This is a genomic window from Streptomyces sp. NPDC101165 (assembly GCF_044768135.1).
Taxonomy (GTDB): domain Bacteria; phylum Actinomycetota; class Actinomycetes; order Streptomycetales; family Streptomycetaceae; genus Streptomyces.
Genome location: NZ_JBIWPG010000005.1, coordinates 384,798 through 407,005, shown reverse-complemented (window position 1 = coordinate 407,005; position 22,208 = coordinate 384,798). Strand labels below are relative to the sequence as shown.

Here is a 22,208-nt window from a genome sequence, read left to right as displayed (position 1 = left end):
AGCCCGAGTCAGCCCGCGATCGAGTCCAGCTGCTCTGCGGCGGGGCGCAGCGCCCACAGGTCACCGCCGGGAGGCGCCTGGAGGTCGGGCACGGCCGCCTTCGCCGCCGCGTCACCGGCGTCCGCCGCCGCGTGGACGACGTCGCTCGCCGCGTAGCGGTAGAACTCCAGCTCGGGGTGCGGCCAGGCGGTGGCACCGGTCGCGGCCGGCAGCAGATAGTCCACCGCCTTGAACAGGCTCTGCCCGTCCGGCCCCCGGTAGGCCCAGAGGTTCACGCCCACGTGCCGGCCGATGGCGGCGAGGCGGGTGTAGGCGACGAGGTCGAAGGTCGAGTAGTGCCAGCTGCGGGTGCGGGCGAGTTCCTGCGGCTGGCTGCCGTCGGCGGCGATCTGCGGGTCGATCCGCTTTGCGCGCGCGTCCAGCACGGTCCGCCGGGCCAGGTCCGTGTCGCCGGTGGCGTAGGCGAGGGCGGCGAGCTGCATGTCGTAGAAGGTGCCGTGGTTGTTGGCGGCCGCTCCCTCCTGCCTGCCGAAGTCGCTGTTCTTCAGCCAGCCGAGGAAGTCGGTGTTCCACTTGCCCATCGCGGTGCGGTCCTGGGCGCTCCAGCCGGGGGCACCGGTGGCGAGGATCGCCTGGGCGTCCAGCACGCTCGTGTACGACTGCGAGAAGTCGATGATGCCGATGGCCCGGCCGTCGTACTTGCAGGGGATGAACTGGGCGTGGTTCAGATTGGGGTTCATCCGGGTGGCCGGGGCGAGGAACCAGGTGCGCAGGATCTGCCCGGCCTTCGCGGCGTAGCTCCGTTTGCCGGTGTAGTACCAGGCCAGCGAGAGGTCGTAGGCGGAGTCGAAGACCTTCTCCACGTCCTGCCGGTCGGTGCCGCTGTCCACCTCGGGATTGCGCCGGCCATCACGCTGGACGTACGGACAGCCCCAGGGGTTGTCGGCGGTGGGGGTCGTGGTGGGCCACCAGTAGGGGGCCTGGCTCAGGTAGTCGTGGACGTCGCCGCCGGGGGCGGGCTTCGGCTTGTCGACGACCGTCCAGGGACCCTGGTCGAGCCAGGCGTCCGCGCGGGCGGTCAGGCCCTCGAGCGCGCGCCGGAGCCGGGGATCGTGCTCCAGACGGGACCGGGTCTGCTGGAGGCGGGTGCCGTCCAGGGCGGCCGTCCGGGGGGCCTTGGGTGCCGCGTGGGCGGAGGGCACGAGCACGGCCGCGAAGGTCACCACGGCGGCCAGCAGTACGGTCGCACGGGATCTTCCACTCATCGAGCACTCCGATCATCATGCATCAGGTTGATCAGGTATGTGAACGCAGTTCATGAGTAGGACCGTGTGAGCGTAGAGCGGCCAGGTAACCGTGACAATGGTCCGGACCGTCTTCACGTACAGAGAAAGCGAAACCCCACCATGGACCTCGGCGTGCGCTGGAAACTGCACGGCGACGGGCGCACGCCCGCACCCGGAGCGGTGGTACGCCCCGACGAACGGCTCTCCTGGCCGCGCACGGTGGGCCTCGGCGCCCAGCACGTCGTGGCGATGTTCGGGGCGTCGTTCGTGGCACCCGTCCTCATGGGCCTCGACCCGAACCTGGCGATCATGATGTCGGGCGTGGCGACCGTGATCTTCCTGCTCGCCACCCGCGGCCGGGTGCCGAGCTATCTGGGCTGCTCCCTGTCGTTCGTGGGCGTGGCCGCCGTCATCCGCGCGCAGGGCGGTACGAGCGCCACGGTGACCGGCGCGGTCTTCGTGGTCGGCGCCGCGCTGTTCCTCGTGGGTCTCGCGGTGCAGCGCTTCGGGGCGCACATCATCCACGCGGTCATGCCGCCGATCGTCACCGGCGCGGTGGTCATGCTGATCGGCTTCAACCTGGCCCCGGTGACCGCCTCCACGTACTGGCCGCAGGACCAGTGGACGGCGCTGCTGGTGATGTTCTTCACCGGTCTGGCGGTCGTCTGTCTGCGTGGTTTCTGGTCCCGTGTCGCGATCTTCCTGGGCCTGGTCTTCGGGTACGGCATCTCCTGGGCCTCCGACCTGATCTTCGGGAAGATCCACTCGGTGGACGCGAGCGGCAAGGTCACCGACCACTGGCGGCTCGACCTCTCAGGCGTCTCCAAGGCCGACTGGATCGGACTGCCCACCTTCCACGGGCCGTCCTTCCAGTGGTCGGCGGTCCTGGTCGCGCTGCCCGTCGTCATCGCGCTGGTCGCGGAGAACGCCGGGCACGTCAAGGCGGTCGGCGAGATGACCGGCACCCGCCTGGACGACCAGCTCGGTACGGCCATCTCGGCCGACGGCGTCGGCTCCATGCTGTCCACCGCGGTGGGCGGTCCGCCCAACACCACGTACTCCGAGAACATCGGCGTCATGGCCGCGACCCGCGTCTACTCGACGGCCGCCTACTGGGCCGCCGCCGGCTTCGCGCTGCTCTTCGGCGTCTGCCCGAAGTTCGGGGCGGTCGTGGCCGCGATCCCGGGCGGTGTCCTCGGCGGCATCACCGTCATCTTGTACGGCATGATCGGCCTGCTCGGCGCGCAGATCTGGATCAGCGCCAAGGTGGACCTGCGCAATCCGCTGAACCTGGTCCCGGCGGCCGCGGGCATCATCATCGGCGTCGGCAACGTCTCCATGAAGTTCGGCGAGAACTTCACGCTGAGCGGGATCGCGCTGGGCACGCTGGTCGTCATCACCGGCTACCACGTCCTGGGCGCCTTCGCGCCCGCCCACCTCAAGCCGCAGGAGCCGCTGCTGGACGAGGGCACGTCCACGTACGACGAGGGGGACGAGGACGGTCAGCGCGCCAAGTCGTAGGCGTACGACGGCGTGAACGTCCCGGCCGCGCCCCGGCAGCCGTCGGACTCCCCCGGCAGCTTCACCCACAGGTAGGCGTCGATGCGGTCCTCGCCCGTGGTCAGGGTCGGTGCCCGGCCGATCCTGCGGCCGGCCGGGTCGCACCACTGGCCGTCGGGCGGCGCCCCGTTGCCGTTGCGGCTGGTGTCGACGACCGCGCCGAGGCTCGCCGGTCCGCCGAGGGCGTCGAGGACCTGCCGGTCGTAGGCGATCTCGTCGGCTGTGGTGCGGAAGTTGGAGACGTTGCTGAAGACGCCGTCGGAGGCGTCGGCTCCCGCCTGTTTCAGGAGGGCGGCCTGCTCGGCGGGCGGGTTCCAGCCGGAGTGGCCCGCGTCGTAGTAGACCCGCGCGCGCGGGTTCGCGGCCTTCAGGGCCCGGCCCGCGCGGGCCAGCGAGGCGAAGCGGGCGGCCCGGTCCGCGGCCGAGAGACAGTCGGACTGGGCGATCGAGTCCGGTTCCAGGATCACGATCACCTCGGCGGAGCCCAGCCCCCGGGCGAAGGCGTCGATCCAGGCGTCGTAGGCCGCGAGGTCCGGCGCCCCGCCCCGGGAGGCGCCGCCGCAGTCGCGGTCGGGGATCGCGTACGGCACGAGCACCGGAACCCGGCCCTGGGCCGCCGCGCCCGCGGTGACCGCGCGGACCCGGACGGCGATGGTGTCCGGGCTGTACTCGGCGAACCAGACCGCGGCCGGCCGGTCGGCGATCCGGGACGCGATGAGCGCGGTGCGCGGGTCGTCGGGGTGGGCGCGGACCCAGTCCAGCACCTGGGAGTCGGGGTGGCGGTAGAGACGGGGGGTCACGGGGTCGGTCCGCTGCTTTCTCTCGGTGCGGGTCGGGGTGAGGCCGGTGGCCGGCGGCTCCTTCGACGGGGCCGTGGGAGTCCGTGTGGTCCTCGACGGGGAGGGCGACGGCGCAGGGAGGGCGGGCCGGGGCACGGGGCTCGGCACGTGGGTCACCTCGGGCCGAGCCCGGTCGGAGCCCCGGCCGTGGTCCAGCGCCGAGACCATCCCGGTCACGGTGCCCACCAGGGTCACCACCGAGGCCACCATGACCATCACCGCCCGCCTGCGGGCCCGCCTGCGTCGCGCCCGACGCACGGCCAACCGCCGAGTACGTAACCCTGACACGCTCCCCCTTCCCCTCCCGACGCGCACTGCCACTCCCGCCCTGCCGGCGCGGAGTCGCTCCCGCTCTTCCTGGGCGATGCCGCCGCCCGCCCCTCCCGGGCGTTACCCGTCCGGCCCTGCCCGCGCGGTACCGCCCTCCGCACCTCCCGGACGATGCCGGTCCCTCACCTCTCGCCAGGTGCCGCTCCCGATCCTTTCGGGCGGTGGCGCCCCGCTCCTCCCGGCGATGCCGCTCCCGCCACAACCCCGCGCGACGTCGCCCTCGCCCCTCACAGGCGAAGCCGGTGCCGCCCCTCCCGGGCAGTGCCGCTCCCGTACCTCCAGCGCGGAGTCGCCCCTACTCTTCCGGCCCGGTTTTGCCCCTGCCCCTCCCGCTCGGTGCCGCGCGCGAGCGCACCCTCCCTTTCCTCCGGGCAATGTCGCCCCTACCTCTCCCGGCAAGGCCGTTGCCGCCACTACCCCGCTCGAAGTTGCCCCCGCTTCTCCGCGCGCGGAGTCGCCTCGCCCTCCCGAGCGAAGCCGCTTCTGCCTCAACCCGGCAGTGCCGCTCCCGTCCCTCCAGCACGATGTCGCCCCGCCCCTCCCGCACGGCGCTGCCCTCACCGCCGGCTGCGCCGCCTCGGCCACAGCGCGCGAGCGCACCCGCCCTTCCCCCACGGGCGATGTCGCCCCTGCCCCCGCCCCCCACCGGAAGACACCCCCGCGCCTCCCGAGCCACGCCGCCCCCACCGCTCCTGCGCGAAACTGCCCCCCGCTCTCCCCGAGCGATGCCTCTCCCCCTCCCCCGCCCCGCATTCCCCCGTTCCGGCGAAGCGGCGGGGTGGTCGGTGCGTGGGGTGGGGCGGGGCTGGGACCCTTCCCCCATGGCGCAGTCGGAACACCTCAGCACGCCTGTCGACTCCGTGATCGAGCGTATGCGTGTTCTTGATGCGGAGTTACCCGAGCGGGACGGGATCGGCGTGTTCAACCGCGTCTACCTCGCCGTCACCGAGGAGGTCGACCGGCGCCTGGACGCCGGGGAGTTCGCGGACCGGCGGGCGGCGTCCGCGCTGGACGTGCGGTTCGCCGAGCGGTATCTGGCGGCGGTCGACGCGGTGGAGCGGGACCGCCGTCCACCCGCCTGCTGGCGGCCCCTGTTCCAGTTCCGCCGCCATCCCGGCGTACGGCCGCTGCAGTTCGCGCTCGCGGGCATCAACGCGCACATCGGGCACGACCTGGCGCTCGCCGTGGTGGACACCTGTCGTACGCTCCGCTGCGAACCGGCCGATCTGGAGGACGAGTTCGAGCGCGTGGGCGACCTCCTCGTCTCGCTGGAGGAGCGCATCCGTGAGGATCTGATGCCGGGTCCCGACCTGCTGCAGATCGCCGACCCGATCACCCATCTGCTGGGCTCCTGGAGCCTGGACCGGGCGCGGGACGCGACCTGGACGGCGGCCCGGACCCTGTGGGCACTGCGCCGCTGCGAGGACGTCGTCGAGGAGTTCACCGAGCGCCTCGACGCGGCGGTCGGCTTCGCGGGCCGCATGCTGCTCACCCCGCTGTGCGACTGACCTGGCCGGATCCGGCCGGTGGGCGAGCCTCCTGCGGAACTGCCCTGTCATCGCCGTACGTTGACGGTTCAACACCCAGCGCAGAGGAGCAGCGGTATGGCGACCCGGCTCGGCCTGAGTCTTCCCCAGATGCGGCAGTACTCCCTCGGCAAGGACGTGCCCGACGTGGCGCGCGCCGCCGAGGAGATCGGTTACGACAGCCTGTGGGTCTTCGAGCGAGCCCTCTTCCCGGAGCCCGCCGCCCAGGGCCTCTACGGCATCGAGGGCCTGCCCTGGCCCGACCAGTACCGGAACGTGGCGGACCCGCTGGTCACCCTCACCCTGGCGGCCGCGGCCACCGAGCGGGCCCGGCTCGGCTCCAGCGTGCTGGTCGCTCCGCTGCACATCCCGTTCCAGCTCGCCAAGGCCCTCGCCTCGCTGGACGCGGCGAGCGGCGGCCGGGTGATCGCCGGCTTCGGCACCGGCTGGTCGCTGGACGAGTACGCTGCCGCGGGCGTCCGGCCGATCGCGGAGCGCGGCAAGGTGCTCGACGAGATCATCGAGGTGTGCCGGGCGGTGTGGGGCCCGGACCCGGTCCGCTACGACGGCCGCATCACCAAGATCGAGTCCGCCGTGGTCGGGCCCAAGCCCGCGCGGCCGATCCCCATCCTCCTGGCTGCGAGCAACAAGAAGGCGCTGACCCGGCTCGTCGACCATGCCGACGGCTGGCTGCCGGTGGGCATGGGCGCGGAGCAGATCGCCGCGCAGTGGCAGCAGTTGCAGGACCTGGCGGCCGAGCGCGGCCGGAAGGAACCGATCCAGACGGTGCTGAGGGTGAACTGCGTCCGGCTGCCCAAGGCGTACGAGGGCGCGGACCGCCGCCCCTTCCAGGGCGACGTCGATCAGATCGTCGAGGACCTGGCGGCGCACGCGCAGATCGGTCTGGAGGAGATCCTCGTCGACCTCCAGGGCACCGCGCGGGACGCCCAGGAGCTCAAGGACGTCGCCGCCGAGGTGTTTGAAAAGGCGCGGGCGGCCGGAGTCTGAGTCCGGCCGTCCGCGCCTTGGTCCGATTCCCGGTCAGTCCTCGGGAAGCTCAACCGGGGCGATCTCGTCGTAGACGTCACCCGGGCCCGGGTTGGCGGCGTCGGTCTCGCCGCCGAAGTGGTGCATGACGCCCCAGACCGCGTTCAGCGCGGTCTGGATCGCACCCTCCGCCCAGCCGGCCGTCCAGGAGATGTCGTCGCCGGCGAGGAAGATGCCCCGCTTCTCCTCGGGCAGCCGGTCCTGCATGAAGTGCGTGAACAGGCGCCGCTGGTAGCGGTAGTGGCCGGGCAGGTTGGCCTTGAACGCGCCCATGAAGTAGGGCTCGTTCTCCCAGGAGACGGTCACCGGGTTGCCGATGATGTGCTTCCGGATGTCGACCTTCGGGTAGATCTCGCCGAGCGACTTCAGCATGACCTCCATCCGCTCGTTCGCGGACAGCGGCAGCCACTTCAGGCTGTCGTCGCACCAGGTGTAGGACAGGCAGATCACGGCGGGCTTGTCCGGGCCGTCGTCCAGCAGGTAGGTGCCGCGGGTCATGCGGTCGGTGAGCGTCATCGACATGACGTCCCGGCCGGTCTCCTCGTCCTTGTCCAGCCAGAACGGCCGGTCGACCGGCACGAACAGCTTCGAGGACTCCATGTAGTGGGTGCGCTCGATCGCGGTCCAGTGGTCGATCGGGAAGAGCGAGTCGTCACAGGCGATCTTGGACAGCAGCATCCAGGACTGGGCGGTGAAGATGGCCGCCTTGTACGTGCGGATGTCGCCGCCCGCGTCCGTCACCGTGATCTGGTTGCCCGCGGTGCGGTGCAGCCGGGTCACGGCCGGCTTCGGCTCGCCGTCCACGTGCAGGGACTTCAGCGAGGTGCCGTACGGCCAGTGGACGATCTTCTCGGGCTCGCGCTCCCACAGGCGCAGCGGCAGCTGCTGGGAGCCGCCGACGATGCCGCGGTGGTGGTCGTCGGCCTCGGTGTAGACGACCCGCAGGATCTCCAGGATGGAGTTCGGGAAGTCGGTGTCCCAGCCGCCGGTGCCGAAGCCGACCTGGCCGAAGATCTCGCGGTGCCGGAAGGACTTGAAGGCCTCGGAGTCGCAGAGGAAGCCGTAGAAGGTCTGGTTGTCGAGCTTCTCGACCAGCTTCGCCCAGATCTCGCGGATGCGCGGGACGTCGCGCTCGCGCATGGCGCGGTTCATGTCGGAGAAGTCGGCGCCCTCGTCGAGGCACTTGTTCCAGGCCTCGGCGACGTCGCGGTAGACCTGGGGCAGGTCGTCGACGGTCTCGGCGTAGTGCGACTCGCCCTTGAGGTCCACGACGGTGGACGGGGTGGCCTCGGCCAGCGGGTTCGGGAAGGGCGTGGTCTCCAGACCCACCATGTCGATGTAGTGCTGGAGGGCGGTGGAGGACGGCGGGAAGCGCATCGCGCCCATCTCGGCGGTCAGCGAGTCGTCGCAGCCCTCGAAGCCGACGGTGCGCAGCCGGCCGCCGATCTGGTCGGCCTCGTAGACGACGGGCTTGAGGCCCATCTTCATCAGCTCGTAGGCGGCCACGATGCCGGACAGACCGCCACCGATGACGGCGACCTCGGTGCCGTGCTCGGTCGCCGGGATCTGGCCGAGCCCCGCCGGGTGGGCGAGGAAGTCGTCGTAGGCGTAGGGGAAGTCCGGGCCGAACATGGTGATCGGCGGCTGCTGCTCGTCGGCGTGCTCGACGGCGTTGGGCACCGTGGACGTCATGGGGTACGGACTCCTTGCGCGGGGGTGAGGCGGGGAGGGCTCGGGGGGGATACGGAGGGGGAGGGTTCGGGCGGTCAGACCAGGGACCCGTACAGGCCGGGGCGGCGGTCCTGCAGATACGGGTTGGCCTCGCGGGAGGCGGCCAGGAAGCCGGGGTCGGCGTCGGCGAACACCAGCTCCTCGCCGCGGCCGGCGCGGGTGCGGGCGATGCCGTCGGGGCCGGCGAGGACGGACAGTCCGACGAACTCGAACTCGCCCTCGGGGCCGACCCGGTTGACGTACGCGACGTACATCTGGTTCTCCCAGGCCCGCACCGGCACGAGGGACTCGGCGACGAACTGGAAGGGGTGCATCTGCGCGGTCGGCACGATCAGCAGGTCGGTGCCGGCCAGCGCGTGGGCGCGGACGTTCTCCGGGAACTCGACGTCGTAGCAGATCATCATGCCGACGGTCAGGCCGTTCAGCTCGGCCTGGACGACCGGCTGCTCGCCCGGCGTGAAGTGGTCGCGCTCGAAGCAGCCGAAGAGGTGGGTCTTGCGGTAGTTCGCGAGCCGGGTGCCCTCGGCGGAGATCAGCTGGGCGGAGTTGTAGACGGTCTCGCCGTCGCGCTCCGGGTAGCCGTAGGCGACGGCCAGGCCGTGCCGGGTGGCGATCTCGGCGATCGCGTCGGCGGAGTCGCCGTCGGCGGGCTCGGCGAGGCGGCCGATGGCGTCGCCGATCGCGTAGCCGGTCAGGAACATCTCCGGAGCGGCCAGCAGCGCGGCACCAGCGGCGGCGGCGCGGCCCGCGGCCTCGTCGAGGACCTTGAGGTTCTCGGCGATCGAGCCGGGGCGGCCGGAGCTCTGGAGCAGTGCCGTGCGCATGCGGGTTCCTCACCGGAAAGGGGGGTTTTGGGGCCACAAAAAAGGTACGGTCGGCGCGCTCGGCCGGACAAGCGGGAGCCGTTGCGCGCCGGTGCGCGGTTCGTTGCGTGCCAGGGGGGTCGGGCGGCGATTCGTTGCGCGCCCCGAGGCGGGGTTCCCCTCCACCTGGAGGCGCAGGTCACGGCGGGGCTTCCCCGCCGGACGGGGGAGGCGGGATGCCGCCTGCGGAGCGATGTGCCGACGGGCCGTCGCCGGGAGAGTGGTGAGCGTTCAGTTCACACGCTTGACCTGCGGAAAGGACCGTCATGCAGCGTCGTACGAGGATCGCCGCCATCGCCTGTGCCGCCGCCCTGCTGATCACCGCCGGGACGGCGGGCGCGGCGGTGGCCTCCGGAGCCGGGGTGCATCATCCCCAGCGTGAGGCCGCCGCGCTCACCGGCACGGCCAAGCTGTACCGGTCGGCCGGGGATGACATCACCTTCTCCTTCGACGCGCATCTGGCGGCGAAGGACAACATGAATCCGCGGAAGGCCACCGGAACGTTCGAGTTCAGCCACTACCTGCACGGGGACGGCGCCTGGGCCAAGGCGAAGGTGGACTGCCTGGTCACCGGCGGGAAGGTCGCCGTCGTGTCCGGCGTGATCACGGCCTCGGACCTGCCGGGGGCCAAGGGCAGGCGGGTCGGTGTCACGGTCCACGACCTCGGCCGGCACGACCGGCTGGGCTACAGCTGGGCCGGGGTCGGCAGCCCGACGGACACCAAGGACCTGCCGCCGTGCGTGTCGTCGGCCCCCTTCGAGAAGGTGAAGCAGGGCACGGGCGACTTCGAGGTCGTCCCGTGGAACCCGGCGCTGTGAGGGTCACCCGACGCCGATGACCACCTTTCCGAGCGGGCTCGCCGACTCGTAGTACCGGTAGGCCTCCGCGGCCTCCTCGAAGGGGAACACCCGGTCGACCACCGGTCGCAGCCGGTGCGCGGCGATGGCGTCGTTCATGGCGGTGAACTGGGCGCGGCTGCCCACGGCCACCGCCCGGACGGTGGCGGCGGCGCCGAACAGCAGCCGGGGGTCGATCGGGGACCAGTCGCCGGAGACGGACCCGACGAGGGCGACATGCCCGTCGACGGCGACCGATCTCAGCGACTGGTCCAGCGTCCCGGCGGTGTCGACGACACGGTCGACACCCCGCCCGCCGGTCAGCTCCCGGACCGCGCCGTGCCAGTCCGGGACGTCGCGGTGGTTGACGACCTCGTCGGCCCCCAGGTCGCGCAGGCGCTCCTCCTTGGCCGGGCTGCCGGTCGTGGCGATCACCCGCGCGCCCAGGAGTGTCGCGAACTGCACCGTGAACAGCGACACCCCGCCGGAGCCGGTGGTCAGCACGGTCTGTCCACCGCGCACTCCACGGCCGTCGCCGGTCAGCGCGTTCCACGCCGTGACGGCGGCGCAGGGCAGCGTCGCCGCCTCGGTATGGGTGAGATGGTCGGGGACGTGGACGAGGGCGTCCTCGGGGAGGATCGCCAGCTCGGTCAGCATGCCGTCGAGGGTGCCGCCGAGCTGCGGCAGGCGGTCCGGTTCCAGCGGGCCGTCCAGCCAGTGCGGGAACACGGTGGAGGCGACGCGGTCGCCCGGGCGCACCCGGTGGACGTCCGGCCCGACGGCGACGACCTCACCGGCCCCGTCCGAGACCGGCACGACGTCCGGCTTCACGGGCAGCACATACGTCCCGCGCAGCACCAGCAGCTCGCGGAAGCTGAGCGAGACGGCGCGGACGGCGACCGCGACCTCGCCGGGTCCGGGGGTGCGTGGCTCGTGCGTGCGCAGCGAGAGGGCGTCCAGGCCGCCCCCGGGGCCGAGGTGATAGCTGCGTACGGTGGAAGGGATCATCGCCGGTCACCCCTCGATGAACTGGTAGTCGCCGACGATCCGGCCGTCGGGGCCGAGCACGAGGATCTCCAGGCCCACGCCCGCGGCCTCGCCGCCGTCCCCGGGCGTCATCTCCCAGTGGAACTTGACGACGTCGTGGAGCCGGTCGGCGTCGTCGCGCGAGCGGAAGACGAAGGTGCCGGGGGCGACGAACTCCTCGTGGGCGCGCGTCACCCGGATCTCCAGCGCGTCGTGCCCTTGTGCCTGCAGGACGAGCCGGTCGAAGCCCAGCCCCTCGGCGGCCTCGGCCAGCTCCTTGGGCGGCTGCAGCACATGGACCGCGTCGTCGGACCACAGCTCACGGATCGCGGTGCGGCGCCGCTCCGCGTCGGGTTCGTTCCAGACGGCGACGTACTTCTCGGTGAGGCGGCGGATGTCGGTGTCGGACATGGTCGTTTCCCCTCGGTTGCGCAGGGCCGGTGTACGGCCACGACCCTGCTGCGCCGTGCGTACCGGCGGCAATTCCCCGCGGGGTATCGCCCGGCCGCGGCCGGGCGCGCTACACAGGAGGCATGATCGGTGAAACGACCAGAGGGCCCCTCCCCGGCGCGTTGCGCGAGTGGCGCACCCGGCGGCGGGTCAGCCAGCTGGAGCTGGCCACCCGGGCCGGAACCACGCAGCGGCACGTCAGCTTCATCGAGAGCGGCCGGTCGGCTCCGGGCCGGTCGATGATCATCCGGCTGGCCGAGTCCCTGGAGGTGCCGATCCGCGAGCGCAACGAATTGCTGCTCGCGGCCGGTTTCGCACCGGCGTACCCGCGGAGCAGCCTGGACGATCCGCGGCTCGAACCGATCCGTACGGCGCTCGAAAGGATCCTGGACGGCCATCTGCCGTACCCGGCGGTGGTCGTCGACCGGCACGGTGACCTCGTGTCGGCCAACGCGGCCTTCCACGCGTTCATCACCGGAGTGGCCCCGCACCTGCTCGTCCCGCCGGTGAGCGTTCCCCGGGTGCTGCTGCATCCGCAGGGCCTGGCGCCCCGCATCGTCAACCTGGAGCAGTGGGCGTGGCACATCATCGACGCGGTCCGGGCCGAGAGCGTGCGCAACCCGGACGAACGGCTGCGGCGGCTGGCGGCCGAGCTCGCCGAGCTGGCACCGGCGCGGCCCCGCGAGTCGCCCGACCACCTGGGCTTCGCCGTACCCCTGCGGCTGCGGGCGCCCGGTCCGGACGACGACCGCGAGCTGACACTGATCACCACACTCACGCACTTCGGCACGGCCACCGACGTCACGGTGGCGGAGCTGCGCCTGGAGGCCTTCCTGCCGGCGGACCGGGAGACCGCCGGGATGCTGACCGACCTCGTCGGCGCCGCGGCTACAGCTCCTTCAGCCGCGCCATGATCTCCCGCAGCAGCCCCGGATCGGCGGCCGGACCGCTGACCGGCAGGCGGCGCGGCTCGTCGATGCGGATCAGACCGGCCTCGGCCAGGTCGCCGAGCAGGACCCGTACGACGGTCAGGGGCAGGTCGGCGTCCGCGGCCAGCTCGGCCACGGGGCGGGCGCCGCGGCGGATCAGGTCGAGCAGCGCGGTGCGGGCGTGGTCGAGTTGCGCGTGCGTCGCTCCGTCCGGCTCCAGGGCGGTGACCGGGGACATCAGGTCGATGGTGTGCCGGTCCGAGGGCCGGGTGCGGCCCCGGGTCACGGTGTAGGGACGGATCATCGACCCGGTCTCGTCCTCGTACCAGTGCTCGTCGCTCACCGCGGGATCAGGGGGCCGAGCGGGTGGCGGCGTCCAGATGGCGGCCGAGGCGGCGGACCAGCAGGGCCATCTCGTGGGCGAGCTGTCCGACGTCGGTCCGCGCCTCGCTCAGCACGGCGAGGCGGCTGCCGTGCCCGGCCGGGGTGATGAAGAGGTAGGCGTCCTCCAGCATGACCATGGTCTGCCGCACCTCCCCCGCCTCGAACCGCTCCCCCGCCGAGCGGGCGAGGCCGTGGAAGCCGGAGCAGACGGCGGCCAGGTGCTCGATGTCCCGCCGGCGCATGCCCTCCGAGCAGCTGAGCGGCAGGCCGTCGGCGGTCAGCAGCACCGCCTGGCGGACATGGTCGGTCCGGGCCACGAGGTCGTCGAGCAGCCAGCCCAGATCCGTGCCGGGCGCTCCGGCGGGCGGGACCGGGTTCTCGGGGGTCTCGTCGTCACCGTGCATCGTCGGTGTCCGTCCCTTCGTCGGCGTCGGTGGTCGCGTCGTCTGTGTGTGTGGTGGCCGGCAGGCCCTTGCGGCCTCGGTCGAGGCCCCGCTGGAAGGCTCCGAAGATCGCCCTCATCTCGTCGGCGTCGACCTCGCGCTCGGGTTCCGTGCCACGGGGCGGCGGATCGTCGCGCAGCTCGCGGACGAGGGAGGCCTGGCGGGTGCGGGTGGGCAGGGCGGGGGCGGGCTCCGGGCGGGGGGCCGCCTCCGGGCCGGGGGCGTCCGGCCTGCGGGGCTCCTGCGGTGAGGGCCCGGGCGCGAGGGCGGCCCGGGACGTGGACCGCTTCCTGGTGGGCAGCTCCAGCACCGGCGCGGTCCGCTCGACCGGCCTCGGCAGCTCGGCCGGGGCCGGCGGGTGCGCCACCGGGTCCCGTCCCTCGGCCCCGGCAGAGGGTGTGCCCGCCGGCTCCACCGCCGCCAGCACCCCCTCCGGGAGCAGCACCACCGCGGTCGTGCCGCCGTACGGCGAGTCCCGCAGGTTCACCTCGATGCCGTGCCGGGCGGCGAGGCGGCCGACGACGTACAGGCCGAGCCGGTCGTGCCGGGTGGGGTCGAAGGCCTCGGGGTCGGTGAGGGTGCGGTGGGCCTCCGCGCGCTGCTCGGCGTCGAGGCCGAGACCGCGGTCGTCGATCTCCAGCACGAAGCCGCTGCCGACCCGTCCGGGGCGCAGGGTGACCTGGGTGTGCGGCGGCGAGAACGCCGTGGCGTTCTCCAGGAGTTCGGCGACGAGATGGACGACGTCGGCGACCGCGTCCGCCGCGACGCCGACCTCGGGCATCGGCGGCACCACCACGCGCGCGTAGTCCTCGATCTCGCTCACCGCCGAGGCGACGACGTCCGCGACCGGCACGGGCCTGCGCCAGCGGCGGCCGGGCGCCGAGCCGGAGAGGATGATCAGGCTCTCCGCGTGGCGGCGCATCCGGGTCGTCAGGTGGTCGATGCGGAACAACTGGCGCAGGATGTCCGGGTCTTCGGTGCGCCGCTCCAGCGTGTCGACGAGCTTCAGCTGCCGGTGCACCAGCGCCTGGTTGCGGCGCGCGATGTTGAGCAGCACCGCGAACAGGCCCCGGCGCAGGGTGGCCTGCCTGACGGCGGCCTCCACGGCGGCGAGCCGCGCGGTGTTGAAGGACCGGCCGACCTGGCCGATCTCGTCGTCCCTGATCTCGTCGGCGGCGAGCGGCGGCGCCTCGGCGAGCGCGTCCACGTCCTCGCCGGCGCTCAGCCTGCGCATCACGTCCGGAAGCTTGCGGGTGCTCAGCACGTCGGCCGCGTCCCGCAGGGTCTCCAGGCGCCGTGAGATGCGCCGCGCACCGCGCACCGCGAACCACAGGGACAGTGCGACGGCGGCCAGCCCGACCGCGCCGACGACGGCTGCCTTGGTCAGCTCGTGGTAGGCGAAGTCCCGGCCGCGCGCCGCGGAGTTCTCGGCGGAGCGGGTGCACAGCTGCATGTAGCGCTTGACGGCCCGGTCGGAGGTGGTCCGCCAGGTGTCCGCCGCGACGGCCCGCCCGGCTCCCGCGGCTCCGGACCGCAGCAGCGCGTCCTCGCCCTGCGTCAGCGAGCGGTGGAGGTCACCGCGCTGGAACTCCTCGAACAGGCCGCGCGAGTCGGCGGGCAGGTCCGGGACGTACGTCCGCTCGAAGACGCGCCTGTCCTCGATGGTGGCGGTCAGGGTGTCGTACTGCCGGTCGGTCAGGGTCCCGGCCGCCCGTGCCCCGGCGACCAGGGCGTCCTCCCGGGACACGAACTCCCGTACCCGCACCAGCTCGATGACGACCTGCGCCTCCCGGGCGAGCTGTCCGGCCTGGAGCGCGGTGAGCGTGGACTGCACGTCGAAGCCGGGCTCGACGAGCGTGCTGTACTCGTCGACCGCCCGGTCCCAGGTGATGTTCCTGGACAGCACGCGTTCGCGCAGCGCCTCCAGCTTGCCGGTGGCGGCGACCACGGTGTCCAGGGCCTGCCGCTGCCGGTCCGTGAGCCGCCCGCGGTCGCCGTCCCGGACCGCGTGCCGCATGGCGTCGACGGCCCGGTCGGTACGGCGCTGCTGGCCGAGCAGGTCCCCCGCCGTCGCCGTGTCCAGGCGGGCACCCAGGTAGGCGGCGGACATCCGGCGTTCGATCTGGATCTGCCCGATCGCGGTGTCCACGGGGGTGCCGAAGTCCTCGTACACCCCCTGGAGCCGGATCAGCGCACGCAGTTCGGCGGTGACGGACACCATGGCGAAGCTCCACAGGGCCATCAGCGCGACGGCCGGGGCGAGAGCGAGCGCCACGATCCGCGCACGGACGGTGGTGGGACGGCCGACGGGCCAGCGCATGGGATACCTGCCGGTGTTACCAGTCAGTAAGAGCGGGCACAACCTACGGGATCGTCACCTGGTCCGCAATGGTGACCTGCGGTAACCACGGGTCACTTCCATGGCAGTGCGAAGGTGGCCACGACGGCCGCGTGGTCCGAGGGCCAGTCGTTGCCCGCGACGTCGGGCCACGGGTGCGGGGTGCCGACGACGAGGGTCCGCGCGTCCCGCGCGGTCAGGCCGCGGTGCAGGACGTAGTCGATCCGGTCCTGCGGCTCCGGACGCCCGCTGCCGTCCTCGTGCACCGGGTGGATCGGCGACCAGGTGTGCCCCGGCTCGGCCACCGGGTCGGGGTGGACCTCACGGTAGGAGTCCGCGAACCCCGCGTCCGCCGCCGCCCGCGTCACCGGCCAGGCCACGTCCGGCCGGTCCAGGTGCGAGGGGCAGTTGAAGTCGCCGACGAGGACCACCGGGACGCCGTCCGAGGACGACTCGGCGATCCGGTGCAGCGCATCCCGCATCTGTGCGAGCCGCACGTCCTCGTGGGCGATCAGCTCGGGTGCGCCGAGCCCGTCGAAGACGGCCTCGTAGGGCCCGTACGGCGTGTAGTGCAGGTGGGCCGTCCACACGTCGACCTCGCGGCCGGGAGCGACCCGGATCCGGACGCCGGCGGCGCCGTAGAAGCCGACCTCGGGGTCGCCGAAGCGGGCGGTGATCGGGTGCCGGCTGATGACGCCGAGGTTCTCGCCGGCCCGGTGGTGGTGCCAGCCGAGGGCCTCGGCCAGTTCCTGGGCGGCCGTACCGGCGGTCTCCTGGAGCCCGACGACGTCGGCACCGCTCTCCAGGACGGCCTTGACCTGCTTGGCGCGGTGGTCGTCGACCTCGCTGCCGCCGAGCCACAGGTTCCAGCTCATGACGCGGAGTTCGGGCGCGATCATCCGGCGCAGCTCCTCCGGCGTGACGCCGACGAGGCTGTCGCGCACGGTCCGCCCGGGTGCCGCGCCGATCGGCGCGAGGGACGGCACGGCGAGTACGGCGCACCCGGCGGCCTCGGCGGAGGCCACACCGGTCTCGGTGTCCTCGACGGCCACGCAGGCGGCCGGGTCGACGCCGAGCGCCCGGCAGGCGGCGAGGTAGGGGTCGGGGGCCGGCTTGGTGCGGGCGGTGTCGTCGGCGGTGACGGAGACCGCGAACCGTCCGGCGCCGAGGGCGTCGAGCACGACGTCGGCGACCGCGCGCGGGGACGCGGTGACCAGGGCGGTCGGGACATCGGCGGCGGCCAGCGCGTCCAGCAGGTCCAGGGCGCCGGGGCGGGGCACGATCCCGGTGCGGACGCGGTCGGCGAACTCGCGGTGCAGCTCGGCCGCTAGGTCGGCCTCGGCCCCTCCGGTGGCGGCGGCGAGCCAGGCGGCGGTGTGCTCGACGGGTCGGCCGAGCACCTCCGGCTGGTCGGCCTCGCTCAGCGGGCGTCCGGCGACCTGCTCGACCGCCTCCCACCACAGGCGCTCGGTGTCGACGAGCGTGCCGTCCATGTCGAAGAGGACGGCCTGCAGCGGGAGTACGGGGTTGTGGGGGGTCACGTTGTTGTCGTTCCTCACTTCTGGATACGTTCGGCCACCAGCACCGGGCGCTCGGGCAGCGACACGCCGACGGCGGCTCCGGCACCGAGCTCTGCGGCCTCGTGGGCGGGCAGGTCGGCCTTGGCCTCGGTGCCGTCGGCGAGCCGTACGGTGACCCGGACGACGGCGCCCAGGAAGGCGGTGGCGACGACTCGGGCGCTGCCCTGCTCGTCGGCCCGCACCTGGACGGACTCCGGCCGCACCAGCACGTCGACCGCGCCGTTCGGCACCTCGCCGTCGGCCGGCAGGCGCAGGCCGAGCACCTCGACCGTGCCGTCCTTCAGCTCGCCCGGGATCCGGCTCATCGTGCCGACGAACTCGGCGACGAAGGCGGTGGCGGGGCGGCCGTACAACTCGGCCGGTTCGGCGCACTGTTCGAGCCGTCCGGCGCGCATGACGGCGACCCGGTCGGCGACCGAGAGGGCCTCCTCCTGGTCGTGGGTGACGAAGAGGGTGGTGATGCCGAGCTCCTGCTGGAGCCGGCGGATCTCCTCGCGCAGGGTCAGGCGCACCTTGGCGTCCAGCGCGGACAGCGGCTCGTCGAGCAGCAGGACGCGCGGGCGCAGGGCGAGGGCGCGGGCGAGCGCGATGCGCTGCTGCTGGCCCCCGGAGAGCTGGTGCGGGAACCGCTCCCCCTTGTCGCCGAGCCCGACCAGCTCCAGCAACTCGGCGGCGCGGGAGCGCCGTTCGGCCGTCCGGACCTTGCGCATGCGCAGCCCGAAGGCGACGTTGTCGACGGCGTTCAGATGCGGGAAGAGGCTGTACGACTGGAAGACCATCCCGGCGTCGCGGCGGTGGGCCGGGACGTGGGTGACGTCCTCGCCGTCCACCAGCACGGCACCGGAGTCGGGGTGTTCGAACCCGGCGAGCATGCGCAGCGCGGTGGTCTTGCCGCAGCCGGAGGGGCCGAGCAGGGCCAGGAACTCCCCCGGGCGGACGGTCAGGTCGAGTCCGTCGAGGGCGACGGTGGTCCCGAACTCCCTCCGCAGCCCCCGGAATTCGACGGTGGCGGCCTTCTCGGCGGTCGCCTTCTCAAGCGTGGTGACGGTCATGGTTCATCCCCGGGAGGAAGCAGTTCGGGTGCGTCCGCCGGCACCGGCGAGCACGAGGAGCAGGGCCCAGGTGAGGAGCAGGCTGAGCACGGACACGGCGACGGACATCTGGGCCTGGGAGCCGCCGACGTTGTAGATCCACACGGCGAAGGGCTGGAAGCCCAGCAGCCGGGCGACGGTGAACTCGCCGAGGACCAGGGCCAGCGTGAGGAACGACGCGTTCAGCAGCGCCCCGCGCAGGTTCGGCAGTACGGCCCGGACGAGGGCCTGCGGCCAGGACGCGCCGCAACTGCGCGCGGCCTCGACGAGGGTGCGCACGTCCATGGCGCGCAGGCCCGCGTCCAGGGCGCGGTAGACGAACGGCAGGGCCATCACGACGTAGGCGAGGACGAGCACGACCGGGAAGGTCGGGTTCTGGATCGCCACGAACGTCTGGAACAGCGGGGTCCGGGACAGGTGGTCCGGACCCCACTTCAGCACGGTGACGATCCCCGCGACGAACGCGATCGGCGGCACCACCAGCGGCAGCGAGCACACGACCTCCACCACCGGCCGCAGCCTGGGCGCGCCGAGCCGCAGCGCGACCACGGCGGGCACCATCAGCAGCAGGACGACCACGATGGTGGCCACGGCCATCTCCAGCGAGAGCAGCAGGCTGGAGGTGAAGCCGTCGGCGGACAGGATCTGCGTGTACGCGTCGAAGGTGACGCCGTGGCCGGGCACGTCGACCGTGAAGATCACGGACGCGGCGAGCGGCACCAGGAAGTACAGCGCGGCCAGGCCGAGGACGGCCCAGCGCCAGGGGGTCAGGCGTCGAGCCATCGGGCGCTCCGTCGTTGCAGGGGCAGGTACACGGCCATGACCAGGCCCGCCACCAGCACCATGTCGAGGCTGAGGGCGAGGGCGACGTTCTCCTGGCCGACCAGCACGTTGCCGGAGAGGGCGTCGGCGATCTGCAGCGTGACCAGCGGCACCGCGCTGCCCACCATCGCGGCGGCGGTGGCGTAGGCGGCGAAGGCGCTGCCGAACAGCAGCACGAGACCACCCAGCAGCGAGGGCGCGAGCACGGGCAGGGCCACGTGCCGCCAGTACTGCACCCCGGTGGCGCCGTTGTTGAGCGCGGCCTCCCGCCACTGGACGCGCAGCCCGTCCAGGGCCGGGGTGATGGTGAGCACCATCAGCGGGATCAGGAAGTACAGGTAGACGAGGACCAGGCCCCAGAAGCTGTAGAGGTCCCAGCCCTTGTCCGTGAGGCCCAGGTGCACGGTCAGCACGCCGGCGTTGCCGAGGGTGGCGACGAAGGCGAAGGCCAGCGGGACGCCGCCGAAGTTGGCGAGCACACCGGAGGCGGTCAGCACGGCCTCGCGCAGCGCGCGGGAGCGGGAACTGACCACGGCCTGCGCGAGCGGCAGCCCGAGCAGGGCACCGAGCGCGGCGGAGATCGCCGACAGCTTCACGCTGCCCACCAGTGCGGTGAGGTACGGGCCCTGCAGTGAGGTCGAGAGGTTCTCGGCCGTGTAGGAGGCGGCGCCGGTCGTCTGGTCCTTGACCGTGAAGGCGCCGTCCAGGATGGCCAGGGCGGGCAGCCCGAAGGCGATCGCCGTGAACGCCAGCAGCGGCACCACGGCCAGCCAGCCGGGGGCGCGGCGCCGCCGCTTCGCCGAAGCGACGGGCGCCACGTCCGTACGGGGGAGAGCGGTCGTCATCCGGAGACGGCCTTACCCCAGCCCTGCGCGATGACCGTCTTCGCCTTGCCCTGCTGGTCCTCGGTCGGGAAGGAGGGTGTGCCGGTGACCTTCGGGAGCTTGGCGGCGGCGGTCTTGTCGAGGGTGCCGGCCTTCTCCATCGAGGTCATCAGCGCCGGGCGGGCGTAGCCCTTGAGCCACAGGTTCTGGCCCTCGGCGCTGTACAGGTACTCCTGCCACAGGCGGGCGGCGGCCGGGTGCGGGGCGTCCTTGCTGATGGCCTGGGAGTAGTACTGGGCGTACTGGCCGTCGCCCGGGATGGCGACCTTCCAGTCGACGCCCTTGGACTTGAACTCGTCGGCGTAGCCGGCGTTCAGGTAGTCCCAGTCGATGCTGATGGGCGTCTCGCCCTTCTCGACCGTGGCCGGGGTGGACTCGACCGGCGTGTAGTTGCCGTTCTTCTTCAGCTTGGCGAAGAAGTCGAGGCCGGGCTGGATGCTGTCGAACGAGCCACCGCTGGCGAGGGCTGCCGCATAGACACCGCCGAAGGCCGAGCCGGACTTGGTCGGGTTGCCGTTGAGCGCGACCTGGCCCTTGTACTGCGGCTTGAGGAGGTCCTTGAAGGTGGTCGGGCAGGCCTTCACGCGCTTGGCGTCGCAGCCGATGGAGATGTAGCCGCCGTAGTCGTTGAACCAGCGGGCCTGCGGGTCCTTCTGGCCCTGGGGGATCTCGTCGTAGGAGGCCACCTTGTAGGGCGCGAGCAGGCCCTGCTGGGCGGCGCTGAGGGCGAAGGAGGAGCCGAGGTCGAGGACGTCCGGAGCGCGGTCCTGGCCCTTCCGCGAGGTCACGGCGTTGATCTCGTCCTGGCTGGAGCCGTCGGGGCTCTCGTCCTCGATCTTGATGCCGTACTTCTTCTGGAAGCCGTCGATGATGGCGCCGTAGTTCGCCCAGTCGCGGGGCACCGCGATGATGTGCAGCGTGCCCTCCTTCTTGGCCGCCTTGACGAGGGCGTCGAGGCCGCCGAAGTCGGCCGCGGAGGTGGCGGTGGCGGCGTTCTTGCCGTCCTTGGTCTTGGTGGACGCGTTGTCGGGGGCGGCGCCACAGGCGCTCAGCGCGAGCGCGGCGACGACGGCGAGGGAGCCGCCGAGGACGGCGTTTCTCGGCAGGGACACGGTCACGGTCTCTCCAGGGGTGCGCACGAGGGTTGGGCGGTGCGTTGGGGAACTGCGGAGAACTTGTATGAACAAGTTGCGTCACAGTACGCCCGCCGCAGGTGTCCTGTCTGTAAACCGTGACGAAACTTTGAGCCCTTGTTGTGTGCACAATCCAGACCGCTACAGATCACGCTCAGGTCTCGATTAGGCTGGTCACGCTGTGCACAGCGACCTGAGCAGAGGGGAAGCATGACGGCGCGACACGAGGAGATCGCCGACGAGCTGCGGCGCGCGATCGACCGCGAGGAGTACACGGTCGGCAGCCGGCTGCCCTCGGAGGCGGAACTCGCGACGCACTACGGCGTTTCACGCGGCACGGTCCGGCAGGCCGTCGCCGCTCTCACCGCCGAGGGCCTGATCGGCTCCCGCCAGGGCGCCCGGCGCGTGGTCCTCGCCAGCCGGCGCAGCCAGAGCTTCGAGGAACTGCGCAGCTTCGCCCAGTGGGCGCGGGCGATGGGCCGCGAGGCCACCGGACACGTGGTGGCACAGGAGTACCGCCCGGCCACGCAGGAGGACGCGGTACGGCTCCAACTGCCCGCCGGGACGCAGGTGTTGCACGTGCTGCGGGTCCGCGGCCTGGACGGCGAGCCGGTGTTGCTGGAGCGGACGGTGTACGCCGACTGGATCGCACCGGCGGTCGAGCCGATCGAGCCCGAGTGCCCCTCCGTCACCCAACGGCTCTACGACGACACGGGCCTGGTCTTCGCCTACGGCGAGCACGTCATCGACGCGGTCGCCTGCGGCGCGCAAGACGCCGAGTTGCTGGGGGTTCGCCGCACGAGTCCGCTGCTGCGGGTGCGGCGGGTCACCACGACCCGCGAAGGGCGTCCGGTGGAGTGGTCGGACGACCGGTATCGGCCGGACGCGGTGAGCTTCAGCGTGCGCAACTCGATAGGCAACAACGCGCTGGCGCGGAAGACCCCGGAATAGAGCTCGGGGCGCTTTGCCGTGCGCCGGGTGCGGGTCAGTTGTGGTTGGGGGGGGGGGGGGGCCGCCCCCCCCCCCCCCGGGGGGGGGGGGCGGGGGCGCCCCCCCCGCCACCCCCCGGACCCCCCGCCCCCGCCGCCCCCCCCGCCCCCACCCCCCCCC

At 72.6% G+C, this 22,208-nt stretch carries 20 protein-coding genes; 6 read left to right on the top strand and 14 right to left on the bottom strand.

The window, feature by feature from the left end:
- Positions 1-8: 8 nt before the first annotated feature.
- On the bottom strand, positions 9-1,265 hold the full coding sequence (locus ACIRVH_RS13380) for an alginate lyase family protein (protein WP_403951809.1): 1,257 nt from the start codon (positions 1,263-1,265) through the stop codon (positions 9-11).
- A gap of 141 nt (positions 1,266-1,406) precedes the next feature.
- On the opposite strand from ACIRVH_RS13380, the gene ACIRVH_RS13375 reads away from it, so the two are divergent.
- The gene (locus ACIRVH_RS13375) at positions 1,407-2,807 is read left to right on the top strand and encodes a uracil-xanthine permease family protein (RefSeq protein ID WP_403951806.1); all 1,401 of its coding nucleotides are present in this window, start codon (positions 1,407-1,409) and stop codon (positions 2,805-2,807) included.
- Here ACIRVH_RS13375 and ACIRVH_RS13370 read toward each other — a convergent pair.
- Complete coding sequence (locus ACIRVH_RS13370) at positions 2,789-3,901, bottom strand: glycoside hydrolase family 6 protein (protein ID WP_403952001.1); 1,113 nt, start codon at positions 3,899-3,901, stop codon at positions 2,789-2,791. The two genes, ACIRVH_RS13375 and ACIRVH_RS13370, sit on opposite strands and share 19 nt — an antisense overlap.
- A gap of 935 nt (positions 3,902-4,836) precedes the next feature.
- On the opposite strand from ACIRVH_RS13370, the gene ACIRVH_RS13365 reads away from it, so the two are divergent.
- Together ACIRVH_RS13365 and ACIRVH_RS13360 are read left to right on the top strand one after the other, a co-directional pair.
- Positions 4,837-5,523 carry a DUF5995 family protein gene (locus ACIRVH_RS13365; RefSeq protein WP_403951803.1) on the top strand — a complete coding sequence of 229 codons (687 nt, stop codon included), beginning with the start codon at positions 4,837-4,839 and terminating at the stop codon, positions 5,521-5,523.
- Between the two features lie 96 nt (positions 5,524-5,619).
- Entirely contained in the window at positions 5,620-6,549 is a 930-nt protein-coding gene (locus ACIRVH_RS13360) for an LLM class F420-dependent oxidoreductase (RefSeq protein ID WP_403951800.1), read from the top strand.
- A gap of 33 nt (positions 6,550-6,582) precedes the next feature.
- Here the strand turns inward: ACIRVH_RS13360 and ACIRVH_RS13355 are convergent, their stop codons facing one another.
- Together ACIRVH_RS13355 and ACIRVH_RS13350 are read right to left on the bottom strand one after the other, a co-directional pair.
- On the bottom strand, positions 6,583-8,280 hold the full coding sequence (locus ACIRVH_RS13355) for a flavin monoamine oxidase family protein (protein WP_403951797.1): 1,698 nt from the start codon (positions 8,278-8,280) through the stop codon (positions 6,583-6,585).
- A 74-nt stretch (positions 8,281-8,354) separates the two neighbouring features.
- Complete coding sequence (locus ACIRVH_RS13350; protein WP_403951795.1) at positions 8,355-9,143, bottom strand: carbon-nitrogen hydrolase family protein; 789 nt, start codon at positions 9,141-9,143, stop codon at positions 8,355-8,357.
- A 305-nt stretch (positions 9,144-9,448) separates the two neighbouring features.
- Here ACIRVH_RS13350 and ACIRVH_RS13345 point away from each other — a divergent pair, with 305 nt between their 5' ends.
- Entirely contained in the window at positions 9,449-10,000 is a 552-nt protein-coding gene (locus ACIRVH_RS13345) for a Repetin (RefSeq protein ID WP_403951794.1), read from the top strand.
- 3 nt (positions 10,001-10,003) lie between these two features.
- Here ACIRVH_RS13345 and ACIRVH_RS13340 read toward each other — a convergent pair whose 3' ends face one another.
- The gene (locus tag ACIRVH_RS13340; RefSeq protein WP_403951791.1) at positions 10,004-11,026 is read right to left on the bottom strand and encodes an NAD(P)-dependent alcohol dehydrogenase; all 1,023 of its coding nucleotides are present in this window, start codon (positions 11,024-11,026) and stop codon (positions 10,004-10,006) included.
- A 6-nt stretch (positions 11,027-11,032) separates the two neighbouring features.
- Positions 11,033-11,455, bottom strand: a complete 423-nt coding sequence (locus tag ACIRVH_RS13335; protein ID WP_403951789.1) for a hypothetical protein — start codon at positions 11,453-11,455, stop codon at positions 11,033-11,035.
- Between the two features lie 122 nt (positions 11,456-11,577).
- On the opposite strand from ACIRVH_RS13335, the gene ACIRVH_RS13330 reads away from it, so the two are divergent.
- Positions 11,578-12,408, top strand: coding sequence for a helix-turn-helix domain-containing protein (locus ACIRVH_RS13330; RefSeq protein ID WP_403951787.1), 831 nt, complete (start codon positions 11,578-11,580; stop codon positions 12,406-12,408).
- On the opposite strand, the gene ACIRVH_RS13325 is transcribed toward ACIRVH_RS13330, so the two are convergent.
- The 8 genes from ACIRVH_RS13325 to ACIRVH_RS13290 all read right to left on the bottom strand — a co-directional run bounded on the left by ACIRVH_RS13325 (position 12,383) and on the right by ACIRVH_RS13290 (position 21,083).
- Positions 12,383-12,766 (bottom strand): DUF742 domain-containing protein, encoded by a 384-nt coding sequence (locus ACIRVH_RS13325; RefSeq protein WP_403951784.1) that lies wholly within the window; start codon positions 12,764-12,766, stop codon positions 12,383-12,385. The genes ACIRVH_RS13330 and ACIRVH_RS13325 overlap by 26 nt on opposite strands.
- Positions 12,767-12,773: 7 nt before the next feature.
- Complete coding sequence (locus ACIRVH_RS13320; protein ID WP_403951782.1) at positions 12,774-13,211, bottom strand: roadblock/LC7 domain-containing protein; 438 nt, start codon at positions 13,209-13,211, stop codon at positions 12,774-12,776.
- Complete coding sequence (locus ACIRVH_RS13315; protein ID WP_403951779.1) at positions 13,201-15,570, bottom strand: nitrate- and nitrite sensing domain-containing protein; 2,370 nt, start codon at positions 15,568-15,570, stop codon at positions 13,201-13,203. The genes ACIRVH_RS13320 and ACIRVH_RS13315 overlap by 11 nt, the downstream gene beginning before the upstream one ends.
- Before the next feature lie 92 nt (positions 15,571-15,662).
- Entirely contained in the window at positions 15,663-17,129 is a 1,467-nt protein-coding gene (locus ACIRVH_RS13310) for an HAD-IA family hydrolase (protein WP_403951776.1), read from the bottom strand.
- 14 nt (positions 17,130-17,143) lie between these two features.
- Positions 17,144-18,220, bottom strand: a complete 1,077-nt coding sequence (locus ACIRVH_RS13305) for an ABC transporter ATP-binding protein (protein WP_403951774.1) — start codon at positions 18,218-18,220, stop codon at positions 17,144-17,146.
- A gap of 3 nt (positions 18,221-18,223) precedes the next feature.
- Positions 18,224-19,042 (bottom strand): ABC transporter permease, encoded by an 819-nt coding sequence (locus tag ACIRVH_RS13300; protein ID WP_403951771.1) that lies wholly within the window; start codon positions 19,040-19,042, stop codon positions 18,224-18,226.
- Positions 19,027-19,926, bottom strand: coding sequence for an ABC transporter permease (locus tag ACIRVH_RS13295; RefSeq protein ID WP_403951769.1), 900 nt, complete (start codon positions 19,924-19,926; stop codon positions 19,027-19,029). Before ACIRVH_RS13295 ends, ACIRVH_RS13300 begins: the two co-directional genes overlap by 16 nt.
- Entirely contained in the window at positions 19,923-21,083 is a 1,161-nt protein-coding gene (locus ACIRVH_RS13290) for an ABC transporter substrate-binding protein (protein WP_403951766.1), read from the bottom strand. Before ACIRVH_RS13290 ends, ACIRVH_RS13295 begins: the two co-directional genes overlap by 4 nt.
- A gap of 225 nt (positions 21,084-21,308) precedes the next feature.
- Between ACIRVH_RS13290 and ACIRVH_RS13285 the strand changes: the two genes are divergently transcribed.
- Positions 21,309-22,049: a GntR family transcriptional regulator gene (locus tag ACIRVH_RS13285; RefSeq protein ID WP_403951763.1), complete on the top strand. Its 741-nt coding sequence runs from the start codon at positions 21,309-21,311 to the stop codon at positions 22,047-22,049.
- The last annotated feature ends 159 nt before the right edge of the window (positions 22,050-22,208 follow it).